This is a genomic window from Streptomyces yaizuensis, assembly GCF_034961445.1.
Classification (GTDB): domain Bacteria; phylum Actinomycetota; class Actinomycetes; order Streptomycetales; family Streptomycetaceae; genus Streptomyces; species Streptomyces yaizuensis.
Map to the genome: position 1 here is coordinate 862,736 of NZ_BSBI01000001.1, position 19,491 is coordinate 882,226.

Below are 19,491 nucleotides of genomic sequence, written 5' to 3' on the forward strand. Positions count from 1 at the left end.
TGCGAAACACGCTATTGGTCACTGACCTAGGGGTGTTGCATGGAACAGCAGACAGAGCAGACGCGGCAGGAGCAGCAGGTCGTCATCGTGGGAGGGGGCCCGGTCGGGCTCTGGCTCGCCGCCGAACTGCGGCTGGGTGGCGTCTCCGTCACCGTCGTCGAGGAGCGCACGGACATCGACCAGCGCTCCAAGGCCCTCACCATCCACCCGCGCACCATCGAGGTCCTGGCCTCACGCGGGGTGCACAGGCCCTTTCTCGCCGAGGGCCTGCCGATCCCGAGCGGACACTTCGCGATGCTCGACGACCGGCTCGACTTCCGCGCGCTGGACACCCCGTTCCCGTACACCCTCGCCCTGCCCCAGGCGCGGACCGAGGAACTGCTGGAGGAGCGCGCGAACGCGCTCGGCGCGCGGATCGTGCGCGGGCACCGCGTCACCGGATTCACCGAGCACCCGGAGTCGGTGACCGTCCGGGTCGAGGGGCCCGGCGGGCCCCTCGAACTCCGGGCCGCGTACATCGTCGGCTGCGACGGCACCCGCAGCACCGTCCGCACCGCCGCCGGGATCGACTTCCCCGGCACGCCCACCACCGTCCAGGGCTGGCTCGGCGACGTCACCCTGGACTCCCCGCCCCGGCTGGGGTTCAGCACCTTCGGGCCCCGGGGCGGAGTCATGGTCGCGCCCCTGCCCGACGGGCGCAACCGCCTCGTCGGGCTCAGCCCCGACAGCCTGGCGACGGAACGGCACGGCGAGCTGACCCTGGAGGAGCTGCGGGCCAAGACCATCGCCATCGCGGGCGAGGACTTCGGGATGCGGGACCCGGTGTGGCTCTCCTGGTTCGGCAACGCCACCCGGCTGGCGGACCGGTACCGGCGGGGCCGGGTCCTGCTCGCCGGTGACGCCGCCCACCAGCACTTCCCGACCGGTGGTGTCGGGATGAACGTCGGCATCCAGGACGCGCACAACCTCGGCTGGAAGCTCGCCGCCACCATCCGGGGCCACGCCGGTGACGCCCTGCTCGACACCTACCACGCCGAGCGCCACCCCGTCGGCGTCCAGCTGATGGAGCACAGCCGCGCCCAGACCGCCCTGGTGACCGGCTTCACGACCGAAGCCCTCGCCCTGCGCTCCCTGCTCAACAGGATGATCGCCACCCAGCCGGCCTTCAGCAGGGCCCTGGCCGAACGCCTCGGCGGGCTCGACATCCGCTACCCCGCGCCGGACCCCGCAGCCGCCCACCCGCTCACCGGGACGCGCGCGCCCGACCTGTCCTTCACCGGCTCGGGGAGCGGTCTGTTCTCCCGGCTCCGCCCGGACGGCTGCCTCCTGCTCGACCTGACCGGTGCCCGCGCGTTCGACACCCTCGCGGACCGGGCCGCGCCGGGCCTCGTCGTGCACGCCGAAACCCTCGACGGGCCCCCGGGCGCCTGGGCCGCGGTGCGCGCCGCCCTGATACGCCCCGACGGGCACGTCGCCTGGGCGGGCACCGACGGCGACGACACGGCCCTGGCCGCCGCCGCGGAACGGGCGTTCACCCTCACCCACCACCTGGCTGACCGCTGACCGCTGACCGCCGGCCGCTGACCGTCGGCCGTGCCCGCCGTGCCGGGGAGCGGCGGAAGCGGTCAGCGCAGAGTGGCGATCTCGGCCTCGAAAAGGGCCTCCGGGTCCAGGTCCATGCCGGCGAACTGGCCCGCGAGTTCGAGCGAGAGCACTCCGTGCAGCCGGGTCCAGAAGGCCAGGGCCGTGGCGAAGGGGGCGGGGGAGTCCGTGGCGCCGCAGACGCCCAGGAGGGTCGCCATGATCTCCGACGAGATCGTGGTGGTGTCGGCGGGCGCGTGATAACCGGGCACGGGGGTGCCGTAGATGAGGAAGTAGCGCTGGGGATCCGCGAGGGCCCAGCGGCGCAGGGCGCGCGCCAGGTCCGGCAGGTCCGCCCCGGCGGCGGCCGCGTCCCGGAAGGTGTCGGCGAGGCTGCGGTAGGCGTCCCGGATCAGCTCGGTGATCAGCTCGTCGCGGCCGGTGAAGTAGCGGTAGAGCGCGGGGCCGCTCATCCCCATCCTCTTGGCGACGGCGTTGAGGGAGAGCGCCGACGCGCCGTCCGCCGCGATCTGTTCCCAGGCCAGTTGCTTGGCCTCCGCCCGGACCTGGTTCCGGTATCGCTCGCGGGGGGTCGTCCCGGATTCCGCCATGCGCGCCATGCCCTCCCTCATCGTTCGTTACAAGCTATCACCATGGAGAGGGGGTGACGCGGTCCTGGTGGGCCGCGGCGCCGCCCTCCTGCCACCCTCACCGCACCTGGTCCCTCCGACCAGGTGCGGTGCCGAATGTGGACTCCGGGACCAAGCGCGGGCGGCCGGTCCAGCGGTTGACTGGGTGACACGCGACGGGATACCCCGTCCCGCCCGAGGAGGAGCTGCCATCGTGACAGTCGACCGAGCCGTCCAGCAGACACCCTCCCCCGAGGAGTTGCTCTCCCGGGCGAGGGACCTCATCCCGGTGTTCCGCTCCCATGCCGAGCGGACCGAGAGCGAACGCGACGTCGTAGCGCCGAACATGCGGGCCCTGCGCGAGTCGGGTCTGCTGCGCCTCACCCTCCCCGAGCGCTTCGGCGGACACCCCGTCGATGTGCGCGGCCAGGTCGAGGTGCTCTCCGAGATCGGGCGCGGCTGCGCGTCGACCGGGTGGATCGCCGCCAATCACGCGGCGTCCACCGACTTCGCCCTGCTGCTGCCCGAGGAAGGGCTCCGGGAGGTCTTCGGGGAGAACCCGGACGCGGTGCTCCTCTCGGCGGCCAGTCCGCACGGGTGCCGGGCCCAGCGCGTGGCGGACGGCCTCGTCATCAACGGGCGCTTCCCCTACGCGTCGGGCTGCCGGGTGTCGGACTGGGCGCTCCTCGCCGCCGTCCCGCTCATCGAGGACGGCGCGGAGGTCGGCGCGGTGGACGCGCTGGTCCGCCCGGAGGAGATGGAGATCGAGGACACCTGGCACATGGCCGGGCTCGCGGGCACCGGCACCCACGCCATGACCGCGGTCGACCTGTTCGTACCGGAGCGGCGGGCGCTGGTGCCCGCGCGCCGCGAGGACGGCCGCTACGACGAACTCCTCTCCCCGACCGTCCTGGTCAAGGGGAATCTGCACTCGCTGTCCGCGCTGGTGGGCGCGGCGCGCGGGGTGTGGGACGAGGTCCGCCGGGCGCTGGACAAGGGCCGGCAGATCGCCTACTCCACCTACGACAACGCGGCGGACTCACCGGCCGTACGGCTGTGGTTCGCCGAGGCCACCCATCTGCTGGAGACCGCCACGCTGCATCTGCGCGCCGCGGCCGACGGCCTGGACCGGGCCGGGGGCCAGGAGCTGGAGCGGGCCGAGCGGGCCCGGCTGCGGATGCACAGCGCCTCCGCCCTGGAATGCAGCCGCCGGGGCACACAGCGCCTCCTCGACATCGCCGGGACCAGCGCCTTCGCCAAGAGCAACCCGATCCAGCGCTACTGGCGGGACCTGGAGACGGGCAGTCGGCACGCCATGCTCAACCACCCCGTGATCGTGGAGGACTACAGCCGTTCCCTGTTCGGTCTCGACGGGGTCTCGCCCTGGCACTGACCCCGGCACCGAACCTGGCACGGACAGCGGCCGCGCCGGCGCCCCGGGTGCTCCGGCACCCGGGTGCGACGGCGGTCACACCGGCGGGGACGTGTGCCCGGAGTCCGGCGCGGCGAGCACGGCGGTGCCCAGGGTCTCCGCGAGATGCAGGGCGACCTGGAGCCGCAGCGGCCGCACCCGCAGCGAGCGGCCGAGGAGGTGTTCGGCCTTCTTCACCCGGTACGCCACGGTGTTCTTGGCGACGTGCAGCTGCCGGGCGGCGGTCGACAGACTGCGCTCGTGGTCGAGGTAGCACTTGACCGTGGTGCGCAGCGCGGAGGTCGCGGGCCCCCCGGCGGCGAGCGGACCGAGTTCCCTGGCGACGAAGCCGGCGGCGTTGCCGAGGTCGTCGCCGAGCAGCACCGCCAGTTCCACCGAGGGGTAGTCGTAGACCGCCGGAGCCGAACCGGCGGTACGCACCACCCGTTCCACCGCGCACGCCTGGGCGTGGGAGCTGCGAAAGCCCGGGACGCCCCGGCCGGGGAGACCCACGGCGGCGAGGACACCGCCGGTGTCGTCCGCCGTCACGGCCGGGACGGGCACGCCGCCGGACCTGGCGCCCCACGCCCACAGCCGGCACGGCCCGGCGGGTACGACGAGCACCGACGGGCACCCCGCCCGCGCCAGCAGGACCCGCGCCCACTCGGCCGGGTCCCGGGCGCAGCCCTTGCCCGGGTGGTCCCGGCACCACAGCACCAGCGCGAGGTGCCGCCTGGTCAGGTCGTAACCGAGGCGGGCCGTCAGCGATGCGGCGGGCGGCAGCCCCGTGCCGGACAGGATCTCCCGTACCAGCGCGGAACGCCGCGCGTCGGCGCCGCTCAGCCAGCGGTCGCGGGCCTCGCCCCACCGCTCGGCCACCGCGCACGCGACCGCCTCCACGGCGTCGAAGAGCCGGGCGGACAGCTCCCGCATCACGGCGGGCTGATCGGCGGCGCCCACCGAGCCCGTGCAGCGGCCGAAGAAGGCCGAGCTGAGCCCGGCATGGACCAGGCGCAGATATCTGAGCACCACATCGGAGCCCAGGCCGAGCTGGGCGCACTCCCCGGTGATCCGGTCCACCTCCGTGAGCAGCGCCCCCGGCGGCTGTGGGCCGTCGTGCAGGGCGATGACCGCCCACAGGGCCACAGCCTCCACGAACCGGGCACCGGAGGGGAGTTCCACGGGGCCCGCCGCACGGCTGTGGCGGGCCACCTCCTCGCGGAGGGCGGCCGAGGTCTCGACCGCCCATCCGGCGGGCGCGCGTCCGGCCCGCGACACGGCCTCCGCGAGGAGCAGGGGATGGACCACCGCCGCCGCGAGGGCCGCTGCGCCGTCCGGCCGCAGCGCCCCGAGCAGCGCCCGCGTCGCCTCCCCCAGGTCCCCGCCCCCGTCGATGAGTCGTCCCGTCATCGCCGGTCAGCCCGCGGGCCGGAAGCCGTGCTCGCCGGCCAGGTCGTGCAGGGCGGCACCGTCCGCCGCGTCCCGTGGTCCGAAGAGCGCGAGCAGCAGGGCCTCCGCCACCGCCCCGGGCAGGGCGCCGGCGGCCGGGGCGAAGCCCGGGGGCAGGGACGTGCCGTCCGGACTCGCCACGAGGTCCCGCCCCCCGAAGTGCTCGCCCCGGGTGAGGGGGACGCCGGGGACGGAGAAGTCGCCGGCGGCGGCCGTACGGGCGGTCAGGGCGATCACCGAGGCCCCGGCGGCGGCCGCCGCGCGCAGTGCGGCACGGACCGGCGCCGCCGGGACGGGCGCGGACCGGGGGGCCGGTACGGGGTGGACGACGAGGTCGGCCGCCCGGCCGGTACGGGAGCGGAACCGGACCGGCGGCAGCGGCGGCAGCGCCCCGGCGACGGCGGACCGGCGCACGAAGGCGTCCAGCGCGTCGTCGTCCAGGTCCGCGAGGGACGGGTCGAAGGCCCGCAGCGCGTCCGGGTCACCCAGCTCGGCGACGTAGGCGACCCTGGGCACGGGCCCCGCCCCGCCGGCCGGGAGGCCCCTCGGCACGGCGGGGGCGCGGAAGTCCTTCACCGTACGGCGCGCACGGGCCGCCGTGGGACCGGCGAGCGGCCGTACGAGGAAGAGGGCGTCCTGGTTGCGGAGGATCTCGCACAGGTCGCGCAGCCCCGCCGCGAGCCGCGCGATCTCGGCGTCGGTGATCCGGGCGGACGGCTCGACCCGCAGGGTGTGGGGCGCGCTCCCGGTCGGCATGAGCCGCAGCGCGTGCTCCCGCAGCAGATAGCCGGATACGGCGAACCCGAAGAACCCGCCGAGTGACAGCCCCCGCACATGGGCCGACACCGCGTCCGACTGGTCGTGGAACGCGAAGCCGAGGAGCAGTCCCCGCCCCCGCACGTCCGCGACGACGTCCGGATAATCCGCGCGGACCGCCTCCAGCGCCGCGCGGAGGGCTTCCCCGCGCTCGGCGGCCCGCCGGTACAGACGCCCGCCGTCCGCCTCCAGCAGATCGATCACGGTGAGCGCCACCGAGCAGGAGAGGCTGTCCTTGGCATAGGTGGAGCTGTGCGTCAGTTCGAACTCCGGGCGGTAGCGGTCGGAGCGCACCAGCAGGACGGACGACTTGGCGATGCCCCCGCCGATGCCCTTGGCGAGGGTGACATAGTCCCCGCGCAGCCCGATCAGGGACGACGCGAAGAACGCCCCGCAGCGCCCGGCGCCGGTCTGGATCTCGTCCACGACCAGGGGAATGCCGTGCGCCGTGCAGATCCGGCGCAGGGCGAGCGCGTCCTGCTGCCGCAGCGGCACCACCCCGCCCTCACCGAGGACCGGCTCCACGAACATCGCCGCGAAGACGGGGACGTCGCGCTCGACGAGCTCGACGACACCGTCCGCCGTCACGGCGTCGAGCGCGTACGCCCTCTCGTGGGCGATGGCCCGCTCCAGCTCGTACGGCCGGTCGGCGGGGACGAAGACCGCCCGGGGGCCGAGGCCGTCGAACGGGACGCGGAAGGCGGGGTTGTGGGTGATCTGGACACTGCCCGACAGCTTGCCGTGGAAGCCGCCGGTCAGCGCCAGAAGGAGCGGCGGCCGGTACAGGGCCCCGGCGTTGTGGGCGACGACGGCGTCGGTGAGGGCGCCCGCCACCGTGCCCGGGTCCGCGTCCGGACCGAGGGGGCCGACCAGATCGCGGGCGCGGTCGCCGAGGACGGCGGTCCGGGCGCGCACCGCGTCGGCGGCCTCGCGCAGCCGGGCCGCCAGCTCCTCCCGCAGGGCGGTGAGGCGGGTCACCCGTTCCAGCTCGGCGTGTTTGAGGGCGGCCTCGACGGCCTCGGCCCCGCTGTTGGCGAAGATCGCCGCGTACCCGCCGTCGGGCTCGTCCGCCACACCGGCGAACTCCCGGCGCAGGATGTCGTTGAGCCGGGTGGCCACCTGATGGGCCTGGGTGCGCAGGGAGAACTGGGCGTGGACGGGGGTGTGCGCCGCCAGCAGTTCACGGGTGCGGTCCACGACGGCGGGGTGGTGATGGCCCAGCAGGAGCGAGCCGAAGCCGCCGACGAAGTCGGTCACGGCCTGCTCGGTGCCGTCGGCGTCGAGATGGAACAGCGTGTCGCCCCGCGCCCGGACGTACTCCACGTCCAGACACCAGGCCGACAGCATGTCCTCAAGGAAGCGCTCCGCGTACCTCGTGGGTACGGATGGCGGGGTGTTCGTGGCGTCCATGGCGTCCTCCATGACGTAAGGGCAGGGAGACGAGCGGCGGCCGGAGGCGACCGGCACGGCCCGGCGCCGGGCGGCGGGGTCCGTGCGGACGGAAGGCTGCCGGCCCTGCGCGAGGCGTACGGCCCGCGGTGACCGGCGGGCGACCGCACAGCGGGGCCGATCGGGCGTCAAGCTACGCGAAGCCGTGACGGGGCGGTGTCACGCGGCGGTCTCCGTCCGGTCTCCGTGGCACGCGGAACGGCTCATGACAGTTGAAGACCGAAGTATTCCCTGCCGCAACCGTCGCCCTGCCTATGCTCGGCCCCATCCAGCGGCCTCTCCGTCCGCTGCCCCACCACGAACGGACCATGCGGCCCACGGGCCCCGTGAACCCCCGTCCCCGGGGCCGTTCACCCAACGCGGCACAGACATCCGGAGCCCGGCGGCGCATCCGTGCCGCGAGCGCCCCCGGGATCACCGACGACCATGGAGCGCATGCGATGAAGGACACCCCCACCCGTGCCGTCCCGGACGACGGGCGCGAGAACGCCACCGGCGCGCCCGGCGCCCCCGAGCCGATCGCCGTCGTGGGGCTGTCGTGCCGGCTGGCCGGCGCCCCGGACCCCCGAGCCCTGTGGCGGCTGTTACGCGAGGGGAGGAGCGCCCTCGCCGCCCCGCCCGAGGGCCACCCGGGCGCCCCCCGCGACGCGCGCCCCGGCGGCTATCTGGACCGGGTGGACACCTTCGACGCGGCGTTCTTCGGCATCTCCCCGCGCGAGGCCCGCGCGATGGACCCCCAGCAGCGCCTCATGCTGGAACTGGCCTGGGAGGCACTGGAGAACGCGGGAATCGACCCCACCGCCCTCCGGGAGAGCCGCACGGCCGTCGTCGCCGGGGCCATGGGCGACGACTGGGGGACCCGGCTCGCCCGCCGGGGCGCGGGCGGCACCGACCGGTTCGCCCTGACCGGCCGCAGCCGCGGCCTGATCGCCAACCGGGTCTCCTGGACCCTGGGGCTGCGCGGGCCCAGCCTCACCGTCGACACCGGGCAGTCGTCGTCCCTGACCGCCGTCCACCTCGCCTGCGAGAACCTGCGCTCGGGCGAGGCGGACCTCGCCCTGGCCGGCGGGGTGAATCTGCTCCTCGCACCGGAGGGCACCGACGACATCGCCGCGTTCGGCGCGCTGTCCCCCGACGGGCGCTGCCACACCTTCGACACCCGCGCCAACGGCTACGCGCGCGGCGAGGGCGGAGCCGTCGTGGTCCTCAAACCGCTGAGCCGTGCGCTCGCCGACGGCGACACGGTGCGCTGCCTCGTCCTCGGCAGCGCCGTCAACAACGACGGCGGCGGGGACTCGCTCACCACCCCCCGGGCCGAGACCCAGCGGGAGGTCGTCGAACGGGCCCTCACCCGCGCGCACGTACGGCCCGCCGACATCGACTACGTGGAACTCCACGGCACGGGAACCCCCGTCGGCGACCCCGTCGAGGCCGGCGCCCTCGGCGCGGCGCTGGGCCGCTCCCGGCCGCAGGACCGGCCCCTCCTCGTCGGATCGGTGAAGACCAACGTCGGCCACCTGGAAGGCGCGGCGGGCATCACCGGGCTCCTCAAGGTGGTGCTCTGCCTCCAGCACGGCGAACTCCCGCCCACCCTCAACCACCTCACCCCCCACCCGGCGCTCCGCCTGGACGAGGCGAACCTGCGGGTGCCCACCGCGCTCGTGCCCTGGCCGCGCGGCAGCCGCCCGCGGATCGCCGGAGTCAGCTCCTTCGGCATGGGCGGGACCAACAGCCATGTGGTGCTCGCCGAGGCCCCGCGGGACCGGCCGGGCGGACCCGGCGACGACCCGGACGGGCGGGCGGAGGCCGTGCGGTCCGCAGCGGGCGGGTCCCTGGACGGCGGGCTCGTTGACGGCGGATCCTTGGAGGCCGGGTCCCCGGACGGCGGTTCCGTGGACGGCGGTTCCCCGGACGGTCGGGAGACGGACGGTCGGGAGACGGACGGGCGGCCGCTCGGATTCGTCCTGTCGGCCCACGGCCCCGACGCCCTGCGCGCCCAGGCCGGCCGCCTCGGCACGCACCTGCGGGCCCACCCGGGCCTCGCACTCGCCCCGGTCGCGACCTCCCTGGTCACGACCCGCGCCCGCCTGTCGACACGCGCCGTGGTCATGGCGTCGGAACGGACCGAACTCCTCGACCATCTGGAACGGTTCGCCTCCTCCACCACGGACCCGGGCCACACGGTCACCGGCGAGGCGGGCGAGTCGGGCGAAGGCCGCCGGGTCGCCCTGCTCTTCACCGGCCAGGGCGCCCAGCGACCGGGAGCCGGCCGGGAACTCGCCGCCGTCGCACCGGTCTTCGCCTCCGCGCTGGACGAGGTGTGCGCGCACTTCGCGCCGCTGCTGGACCGCCCCCTGCGCGAGGTGCTGTGGCCCGCCGGGGACGGGAAGGAGGACGGCCGGGCGATCCACCGCACCGAATACACCCAGCCCGCGCTGTTCGCCCTGGAGGTCGCCCAGTACCGGCAGCTGTGGGAGTGGGGGCTGCGCCCCGACGTGCTGCTCGGCCACTCCATCGGCGAACTGGCCGCCGCCCATGTGGCCGGCGTCCTGTCGCTGCCCGACGCCGCCGCACTCGTCGCGGCGCGCGGAAGGCTGATGCAGGCCCTGCCCGGAGGCGGCGCCATGGCCGCCCTCGACGGCACCGAGGACGAGATCCTCGCCGAGCTGTCCGGGCACGAGCACACGGTCTCCATCGCCGCCGTCAACGGCCCCGCCTCCGTGGTCGTCTCGGGCGACGCCGAAGCCGTGGACGCGCTCGTGGCCCGCTGGCGCGAGCGCGGCCGCAGGACCGCCCGGCTGCGCGTGAGCCACGCCTTCCACTCCCACCGCATGGACCCCATGGCCGACGAGTTCGCCCGCTTCGCCCGCACCCTGACCTACCACCCGCCCACCGTGCCGATCGTGTCCGACGTGACCGGGCACCTCGCAGGACCGGAAGAGATGGCGAGCGCCGACTACTGGGTGCGGCAGCTGCGCGGGACGGTCCGCTTCCTCGACGGGGTGCGGCTGCTCGACGCGACGGGCGTGACCGAATACGTGGAAGTGGGCCCGGACACCGTCCTGAGCGCCGCCGCGCGCGAGGCCGTACCCTCCCCGCGGGGCAGGAGCTTCACCTCGCTCCTGCGTGCCGGGCGGCCCGAGGCACGAACGGCGCTCACCGCCGTGGCGACCCTGTACACCAGGGGAGTGGACCTGGACCCCCGGGCGCTCACCGGCCCGTACGGGCAGCGCGTCGACCTCCCCACCTACCCGTTCCAACGCGTACGGCACTGGCCGGACGAGACGTCCTCACCCGCTCCGGAGCAGGCACGCCCCGCCCCCGGAGAAGACCCTGACCCGGCCGCCGCCATGGAGAGCCCCGCCGAGGCGAACGCCGATCCGCGCACCCCGCTCGCGGCCATGACCGCCGACGACCGCGCGCACGCCGTCCTGGAAACCGTACGGGAGCACACGGCCGCGGTGCTCGGACACCCCTCCACCGCGTCCGTGCGGCAGCACGAATCCTTCCGCGGCCAGGGCCTGGACTCGCTCGGCGCTGTGGAACTGTGCGACCGCCTCGGCACCGCACTGGGCCTGAGCCTGCCCAAGGCCCTCGTCTTCGACCATCCGACGCCGTTGGCGATGGCGGGTCATCTGGCGTCGTTGGTGTCGGGTGGTCGGGAGCGGGCGCCGGCGCCGGTGTCGGGGGCCGGTGGGTCGGAGGATCCGGTCGTGGTGGTGGGGATGGCGTGCCGTTTCCCGGGTGGGGTGCGGTCGCCGGAGGATCTGTGGCGGCTGCTCGCCGAGGGCGGTGACGCGATCGGCGACTTCCCCGACGACCGGGGCTGGGACGTGGGGCGCATCCACGACCCCGAACTGAGCCGGCCCGGCACCAGCTATGTCCGCCACGGCGGATTCCTCGACGACGCCATGGACTTCGACGCCGCCTTCTTCGGCATCAGCCCCCGCGAGGCCCTGGCGATGGACCCGCAGCAGCGGCTGCTGCTGGAGACGGCGTGGGAGTGCCTGGAGCGGGCCGGGATACCGGCCGACCGGCTCCGGGGCAGCTCCACCGGCGTCTTCGTGGGCGCCACCCACCAGGAGTACGGACCCGCGTTCACCGCCGCCGACGAATCCGGTGGCTATCTCTTCACCGGCACCACCCCCAGCGTCGCGGCCGGCCGGATCGCCTACACCCTCGGCCTCCACGGCCCCGCCCTGACGGTCGACACGGCGTGCTCCGCGTCCCTGGTCGCCCTCCACCTGGCCAGTCGCGCACTGCTGGCGGGGGAGTGCGACACCGCCTTCGCCGGCGGGGTCACCGTCATGGCGACACCCGGCATCTTCTCCGAACTCAGCCGCCTGGGCGGCCTGTCGGCGGACGGCCGGTGCCGGGCGTTCGGGGCGGGTGCGGACGGGACGGGCTGGTCGGAAGGTGTGGGCTTGGTGCTGTTGGAGCGTCTGTCGGTGGCGCGGGCCAAGGGCCACCGGGTGTGGGCGGTGGTGCGGGGTTCCGCGATCAATTCGGATGGTGCGTCGAACGGGTTGACGGCGCCGAACGGTGAGGCGCAGCGGCGGGTGATCGAGGCGGCTCTCGCCGACGCCGGGGTGTCGGCCGCGGATGTGGATGCGGTGGAGGCGCACGGGACGGGGACGCGGCTGGGTGATCCGATCGAGGCGGGTGCGTTGCTGGCCACCTATGGGCGGGGGCGTGAGGGGTCGCCGTTGTGGCTGGGGTCGGTGAAGTCGAACATCGGTCATACGCAGGCGGCGGCGGGTGTCGCCGGGGTGATCAAGATGATCGGTGCGTTCGCGGGGGAGACGTTGCCGCGGACGTTGTACGCGGAGGAGCCGTCGGAGGTGGTGGACTGGTCGGCGGGAGGTGTGGAGCTGCTGTCGCGGGAACGGCCCTGGCCCCGGGGCGAACGCCCGCGCCGGGCCGGTGTCTCCTCGTTCGGCATCAGCGGCACCAACGCCCACCTCATCCTCGAAGAGCCGGAGCCGGACCCGTACACCGGACCGGGAGAACACACAGAAACAGCACCGGACGACCCTACGAAGAGCACTGCGGCCCCGGACACCACAGAGGCCCCGGAGCCCCCCGGCCCACTGCCGTTCCCCCTGTCCGCGCGCACCCCCGCGGCGCTGCGCGGCCAGGCCACCGCCCTCCTGGCCCACCTGGACCGGCGCGAGACACGGCCGCTCGACCTCGCCCACGCGCTCGCCACCACCCGTACCGTCTTCGAGCACCGCGCCACCGTCGTCGCCGCCGGCCCCGCCGAACTGCGCGCCGGCCTGGGCGCCGTCGCCGACGGCACACCCCACCCGCTCACGGTCGCCTCCGCCGCCGAGTCCGACGGGCGGACCGTCCTCGTCTTCCCCGGACACGGCTCGCAGTGGCCGGGAATGGCACGGCAGCTCCTGCGGGAGTCACCCGGGTTCGCCGGACGGCTGCGCGAGTGCGCCGCCGCGGTCGACGCCCTCACCGACTGGTCCCTGCTGGACGCCCTCCACGGCGGACCCGACGCCCCCTCCACCGAGCGGCTGGACGTCGCCCAACCCCTGCTCTTCGCCGTGATGGTCGCCCTGGCCCACGTCTGGACCACCACGGGCGGGGTCCGGCCCGACGCCGTCGTGGGCCACTCCCAGGGGGAGATCGCGGCGGCCTGCGTGGCGGGCGTCCTCACCCTGGAGGAGGCCGCGCGCGTCGTCGTCGTCCGCAGCCGGCTGTTCACCCGCGTCCCCCTTCCCGGCGCCATGGCCTCCGTGGCCCTCTCCGCCGACGCGACCCGGGAACGCCTCACCGCGCTCGGCAGCCCGCTGGAGATCTCCGGCAGCAACAGCCCCACCGCCACCACCGTCGCCGGAGCGGCCGACGACGTACACCGCTTCGTGGCCGCCTGCGGGACGGACGGCATCCGCGCCCGGGTCGTGGTCACCGGCGTGGCCTCGCACTGCGCCCTGATGGATCCGCTGCGCGCGCCCCTGCTGGAGGAACTCGGCCCCCTGCACCCCCGCGAGGGGACCATCCCGCTCTGCTCCGCCGTCACCGGAGAGATCATCGACGGCCGGTCCATGGACGCCGCCTACTGGTTCGGCAACGTGCGCCGCCCCGTCGACTTCCTCGGCGCGACCCGGACCCTCCTGCGCACCGGCCACCGGGCGTTCCTGGAGATGAGCCCGCACCCCCTGCTCACCACCAGCGTGCTGGCCACGGCCGAGGCCGAGGACATCCCCGTCGCCGCCGTGGGAACCCTGCGCCGCGACGACGGAGGCATGCGCCGGCTGCTGCTCTCCTTCGCCGAGGCCCACGTCCGGGGGGTCCGTACCGACCCCGCCGCACTCTTCCCCGGCCGGCGCCCTGCCACCGTCGACCTTCCGACCTACGCGTTCGAGCGCCGGCGCCACTGGCTGGGCGCGGGCGCCGCCGATGTCACCACCACGGGGGCCGACGCCGTCGACCACCCCCTGCTGGGCGCGGCCGTCACCCTCCCCGACGGCGGCGCGCTGCTCACCGGCCGGCTGGCACCGAACGGGCTGCCCTGGCTCAGCGACCACGCCGGCCCCCGGGGGCCGCTGCTGCCCGGCACCGCCTTCGCCGAACTCGCCCTGCGCGCCGGTGACGCCGTCGGCTGCGCCCACCTGCGGGAACTCGTCCTGGAGGAACCGCTCCTGTTCGCCGCGACGGACGCCGTCGCCCTCCAGGTTTCGGTCGGCCCGCCCGGCGACGACGGCACGCGGGAGCTGACCGTGCACGCCAGGCCCGGCACACCGGCCGGGAACGAGCACCCCTGGACCCGGCACGCGTCCGGCACCCTGGCACCGGACGCGGCACCCGAACCGGCCCACGACCCCCTCCCGCTGCCGAAGGACGCCGTCCCCGTCCCCCTGGACGGCTTCTACGCCCGGTGGGCCGGGCGCGGCCACCGGTACGGGCCCGCCTTCCGGGGACTGCGCGCGGCCTGGCGCCACGGCGACGAGTACCGCGCCGAGATCGCCCTGGACGACGAGCGGCGCACCGAGGCCGGCCGTTTCGTCCTCCACCCCGCACTGCTCGACGCGGCGCTGCACGCCGTCCTCCTGGCCCGGGACGACGCCGGTGCCACCGGCGACGGGATGCTCCTGCCCTTCGTCTGGAGCGGAGTGTCCGTCTTCGCGACGGGCGCCTCCACCGCCCGGGTCCAGGTCGTCCCCCGCGACGAGAGCACCGTCACCCTGCGGCTCACCGACGCCTCCGGCGCCCCGCTCGCCGTGGTCGAGTCCCTGACCTGGCGCCCGATGACCGCCTCCGCACTCGCCGGCACGACCCCGGTGGTCCGTGAAGCGCTCTTCCGCGTGGCGTGGCGGGCACCACGGGCGGACTCCCGGTACGAGGAGCCCGGCCACGGCACCACTCCCCTTCCGGAGGTCCTGGACGCGGCGGCCCTCGGATCGGGCGAAGCCGTCCTCGAACGCCTCCGGGCCCGGCTCGCCGACGCACACCAGGGCGCCGGAAAGCTCGTCGTGGTCACCCGGGGCGCGGTGGCGGCCCGCCCCGGGGACACCGTGCCCGGACTCGGCCACGCCGAGGTCTGGGGTCTGGTCCGCACCGCGCAGACCGAGTACCCCGACCGGTTCGCCCTCCTCGATCTCGACTGCGGCGACGGCGCCGACGAGCCCTCCGTGGCCAGTGCCGTCCGCGCGGCCCTGGCCACCGGCGAGGACCAACTCGCCCTCCGCGACGGCAGGATGTACGCGCCCCGGCTGACCCGCGCCCACGCCGTCGAGCCGTACCAGCTGTCCGGGAACGGAACGGTCCTCGTCACCGGGGGCACCGGCACCGTCGGCGGCCTGCTCGCCCGCCGCCTCGTCACCGGCCACGGCGCCCGGCACCTGCTGCTCGTGAGCCGCCGCGGACCGGACGCCCCCGGAGCCGGCGCGCTGCGCGACAGACTCCACGCGCTCGGCGCCCGGGTGACGATCCGCGCCTGCGACATCACCGACCGCGCCGCACTGCGCCGGCTGCTGGCGCACGTACCGCCGAAGTACCCCCTGACCGGGATCGTGCACACCGCGGCCGTCCTCGACGACGGCGTTCTCACCTCGCTCACCCCCGAACGGCTGACCCGGGTGATGCGCCCGAAGGCCGAGGCGGCACTCGCCCTGCACGAAGAGACCTCCGGCACCCCCCTGGAGATCTTCGTCCTGCTCTCCTCCGTGATCGGGCTGCTCGGCGGCGCCGGCCAGGCCAACTACGCCGCCGCGAACACCCTGCTGGACGCCCTGGCACAGCACCGCGCCGCCCGTGGCTTGCCCGCCCTCTCCCTGGCCTGGGGGCTGTGGGAACAGCGCAGCGACCTGACGGAACTGGACGTGGCCGACCTGGCGCGACTGCGCCGCTCCGGACTGCTGCCGATGACCACCGAGGACGCGCTCGACCTGTTCAGCGCCTCCCTCGGCAGCGACGAACCCCTGCTCGTGCCCGCCCGGCTCGACCTCGCCGGAGCCCGCCGCTCCCCGGGCGCCTCCGCCCTGCTGCGCACCACCGGCCGTACGGTGGCGCGCCGGGCCGCCGGAACGGACGCCGGGGACGGCAGCGGCTTCGCCGAACGTACGGCCGCCCTGCCGGCACCCGAGCGGAGCCGAACCCTGCTGGAACTCGTCCGCGCCCACACGGCGGCCGTCCTCGGACACGCCGACGGTGACGCCGTCACCGGCGAACGGGCCTTCCGGGAGATCGGCTTCGACTCCCTCATGGCGGTCGAGCTGCGCAACCGGGTCGCCGCCGCCACCGGGCTACGGCTGCCCACCACGCTGATGTTCGACCATCCGACGCCGTTGGCGATGGCGGGTCATCTGGCGTCGTTGGTGTCGGGTGGCCGGGAGCGGGCGCCGGTGCCGGTGTCGGGGGCCGGTGGGGCGGAGGATCCGGTCGTGGTGGTGGGGATGGCGTGCCGTTTCCCGGGTGGGGTGCGGTCGCCGGAGGATCTGTGGCGGCTGCTCGCCGAGGGCGGTGACGCGATCGGCGACTTCCCCGACGACCGGGGCTGGGATCTGGACACCCTCTTCGGCACCGCCGACAGGCCGGGGACCAGCGACACCCGGCACGGCGGCTTCCTCCACGACGCGGGCGACTTTGACGCCGAACTGTTCGGCATCGGACCGAACGAGGCGTTGGCGATGGATCCGCAGCAGCGGCTGCTGCTGGAGACGGCGTGGGAGTGCCTGGAGCGGGCCGGGATACCGGCCGACCGGCTCCGGGGCAGCTCCACCGGCGTCTTCACCGGCATCGTCAACCACGACTACGGCCGGGGCGCCACCGCCGTACCCGACGCGGTCGCGGACCACCGGCTCGCAGGCGACGCCCACAGCGTCGCCTCCGGCCGGATCGCCTACACCCTCGGCCTCCACGGCCCCGCCCTGTCCGTGGACACCGCCTGCTCGTCCGCGCTCGTCGCGATCCACCTGGCCTGCCGCGCGCTCCTGGCGGGGGAGTGCGACACCGCGTTCGCCGGTGGCGTCACCGTCATGGCGACACCCTCGGTGTTCGAGGACTTCACCCGTCAGCGGGGCCTGTCGGCGGACGGCCGGTGCCGGGCGTTCGGGGCGGGTGCGGACGGGACGGGCTGGTCGGAGGGCGTGGGGCTGGTGCTGTTGGAGCGTCTGTCGGTGGCGCGGGCCCGGGGTCATCGGGTGTGGGCGGTGGTGCGGGGCTCCGCGATCAATTCGGATGGTGCGTCGAACGGGTTGACGGCGCCGAACGGTGAGGCGCAGCGGCGGGTGATCGAGGCGGCTCTCGCCGACGCCGGTGTGTCCGCTTTCGAAGTGGACGCGGTGGAGGCGCACGGGACGGGGACGCGGTTGGGTGATCCGATCGAGGCGGGGGCGCTGCTGGCCACCTATGGGCGGGGCCGGGAAGGATCGCCGCTGTGGCTGGGGTCGGTGAAGTCGAACATCGGTCATACGCAGGCGGCGGCGGGTGTTGCCGGGGTGATCAAGATGATCGGCGCGTTCGCGGGGGAGACGTTGCCGCGGACGTTGTACGCGGAGGAGCCGTCGGAGGTGGTGGACTGGTCGACGGGTGGCGTCGAGTTGCTGTCGCGGGAACGGGCCTGGCCCCGGGGTGAACGTCCGCGCCGGGCCGGAGTCTCCTCGTTCGGCATCAGCGGCACCAACGCCCACCTCATCCTCGAAGAACCACCGGCGGACCACCCGGCCGAACAGCCCCGGCCCCTGCCGAAGGCCGTACCGCCCGCGCTGCCGCTGGTCCTGTCCGCCAGGAGCCCCCGCGCCCTGGCCGCGCAGGCCCGCCACCTGCTGGCCGCCACCGGGGACGCCGACGGCCCCCGGCTGCTCGACATCGCCTACGCGCTGGCCACCACCCGTACCCCGCTCGACCACCGGCGCACGGTGACAGGCGAGGACGCCGACGGCATCCGGGCGGCCCTCGCCTCCGTCGCCGAGGGGCGCACCGGCCACCGCACGGCCCGCGCGGGACGCGGGCTCGCCCTCCTCTTCTCCGGACAGGGCGCCCAGCGGCCCGGCGCGGGCGCCGCCCTGCACGCCGCGCACCCCGTGTTCGCCGCCGCCTTCGACGAGATCAGCGCCCTGTTCGAACCGCATCTGGGCCAGCCGCTGCACGAGGTCGCGTTCACCGCGCCCGACGGCCCCCACGCCCACCTGCTCGACCGGACCGACCACACCCAGCCCGTGCTGTTCGCCCTGGAGACCGCGCTCTGGCGGCTCCTGGAGTCCTGGGGGGTGCGCCCCCACGCCGTCGCCGGACACTCCATCGGCGAACTGGCCGCCGCGCACGCCGCCGGCGTACTCGACCTGCGCTCCGCCGTCACCCTGGTGGCGGCACGCGGCAGGCTGATGAACGAACTGCCCGCGGGCGGCGCCATGGTGGCCCTGCACGCGAGCGAGGAGGAGGTGCTGCCCCTGCTCGCCGCCCACCCGGGCCGGATCGCGCTCGCCGCCGTCAACGGTCCCCGCCGCGTCGTCGTCTCCGGTGCCGAGGACGCCGTACGGAAGGTGGCCGCCGCCTTCCCCCGCCACCGCACGCTGCGCACCAGTCACGCCTTCCACTCCCCCCTCATGGACGGGGCACTGGCGGAGTTCGGCCGCGTCGCCGCGACCCTTCCCTACCAGTCGCCCCGGCTGCCCCTCGTCTCCACCCTCACCGGACGGGCGGTGGAACCGGAAGAGCTGTGCGAGCCGTCGTACTGGGTACGCCACGCGCGGGAGACCGTACGGTTCGCCGACGCCGTACGCACCCTCGCCGCCCAGGGCATCGACACCTTCGCCGAGATCGGGCCCGACACCGTCCTCGGCGCCGCCGTGACCGAGATGTTCGCCGAGGGCGACCGGGCGGCCCGGCCGCAGGCGCGCTCCGCGCTGCACCGGAGCCGGCCCGACGCCACCCACCTCGCGGAACTGGTGGGATGGCTGCACGACCGGGGTGCCGAAGTGGACTGGGACGCCTACTTCGCGGGCACCGGCGCGGACCGGACATCCCTGCCCCTCTACCCCTTCCAGCGCAGCCGCTACTGGCTGGGAGCCGCCACCCCGCACTCCCCGGCGCCGGCCCCGGAATCGGAACAGCGCACCGACCCGGGTACCGAGGAGTTCCTGACCGGGCTCGCCGGCCGGACCGGGGCGGAGCGCCGGGCCCATGTGCTCGACACCGTGCGGGCCCTGGTCGCCGACCGGCTCGGCCACACCACCCCCTCCGGGATCGCCCCCGACCGGCGGTTCCTCGACATGGGCCTGGACTCGGTCGGCGCCGTCACTCTGCGGGACCGGCTCGGCGTGGTCACCGGTCTCCCCCTGCCGGTGACGCTGGTGTACGACCGCCCCACCCCCGGAGAGGTGGCCGACCTCGTACTCGACGCACTCGACGCACCCCGCGAGGAGCCGCACCGCACGACAGCGTCCGACGGGCCGGACACGGCGACCCCCTCCGGGCCGTTCACCGACGTACTCGCGGAACTGGACCGGATGGAGACCACCCTGCTCGCCGTCGCGGACGACGACCACGGCCTGCGCGAGGACATCGGGAAGCGGCTGCGCCGCCTGGCCTCCGACTGGTCCGGGCCGTCGGCGTCGCCGGATCTCGACGCCGTCTCCCGGGACGAACTCCTCACCTTCATCGACCGGGAACTCGGCCACGCCGACAACTGACGCTCCGGCGGAC

The 19,491-nt window shown here is 75.1% G+C and carries 6 protein-coding genes; 3 read left to right on the plus strand and 3 right to left on the minus strand.

The window, feature by feature from the left end:
* Nucleotides 1-39 precede the first annotated feature (39 nt).
* The gene (locus SYYSPA8_RS03220; RefSeq protein ID WP_323445345.1) at nucleotides 40-1,563 is read left to right on the plus strand and encodes an FAD-dependent monooxygenase; all 1,524 of its coding nucleotides are present in this window, start codon (nucleotides 40-42) and stop codon (nucleotides 1,561-1,563) included.
* A 62-nt stretch (nucleotides 1,564-1,625) separates the two neighbouring features.
* Here SYYSPA8_RS03220 and SYYSPA8_RS03225 read toward each other — a convergent pair whose 3' ends face one another.
* Nucleotides 1,626-2,192 (minus strand): TetR/AcrR family transcriptional regulator, encoded by a 567-nt coding sequence (locus SYYSPA8_RS03225; protein ID WP_323445522.1) that lies wholly within the window; start codon nucleotides 2,190-2,192, stop codon nucleotides 1,626-1,628.
* 232 nt (nucleotides 2,193-2,424) lie between these two features.
* On the opposite strand from SYYSPA8_RS03225, the gene SYYSPA8_RS03230 reads away from it, so the two are divergent.
* Complete coding sequence (locus tag SYYSPA8_RS03230) at nucleotides 2,425-3,603, plus strand: acyl-CoA dehydrogenase family protein (protein ID WP_323445346.1); 1,179 nt, start codon at nucleotides 2,425-2,427, stop codon at nucleotides 3,601-3,603.
* A gap of 75 nt (nucleotides 3,604-3,678) precedes the next feature.
* Here the strand turns inward: SYYSPA8_RS03230 and SYYSPA8_RS03235 are convergent, their stop codons facing one another.
* Together SYYSPA8_RS03235 and SYYSPA8_RS03240 are read right to left on the minus strand one after the other, a co-directional pair.
* Entirely contained in the window at nucleotides 3,679-5,031 is a 1,353-nt protein-coding gene (locus SYYSPA8_RS03235; RefSeq protein ID WP_323445347.1) for a PucR family transcriptional regulator, read from the minus strand.
* 6 nt (nucleotides 5,032-5,037) lie between these two features.
* Nucleotides 5,038-7,296, minus strand: a complete 2,259-nt coding sequence (locus tag SYYSPA8_RS03240) for an aspartate aminotransferase family protein (RefSeq protein WP_323445348.1) — start codon at nucleotides 7,294-7,296, stop codon at nucleotides 5,038-5,040.
* Nucleotides 7,297-7,775: 479 nt separating this feature from the next.
* Between SYYSPA8_RS03240 and SYYSPA8_RS03245 the strand changes: the two genes are divergently transcribed.
* Complete coding sequence (locus SYYSPA8_RS03245) at nucleotides 7,776-19,478, plus strand: type I polyketide synthase (protein WP_323445349.1); 11,703 nt, start codon at nucleotides 7,776-7,778, stop codon at nucleotides 19,476-19,478.
* Nucleotides 19,479-19,491 lie beyond the last annotated feature (13 nt).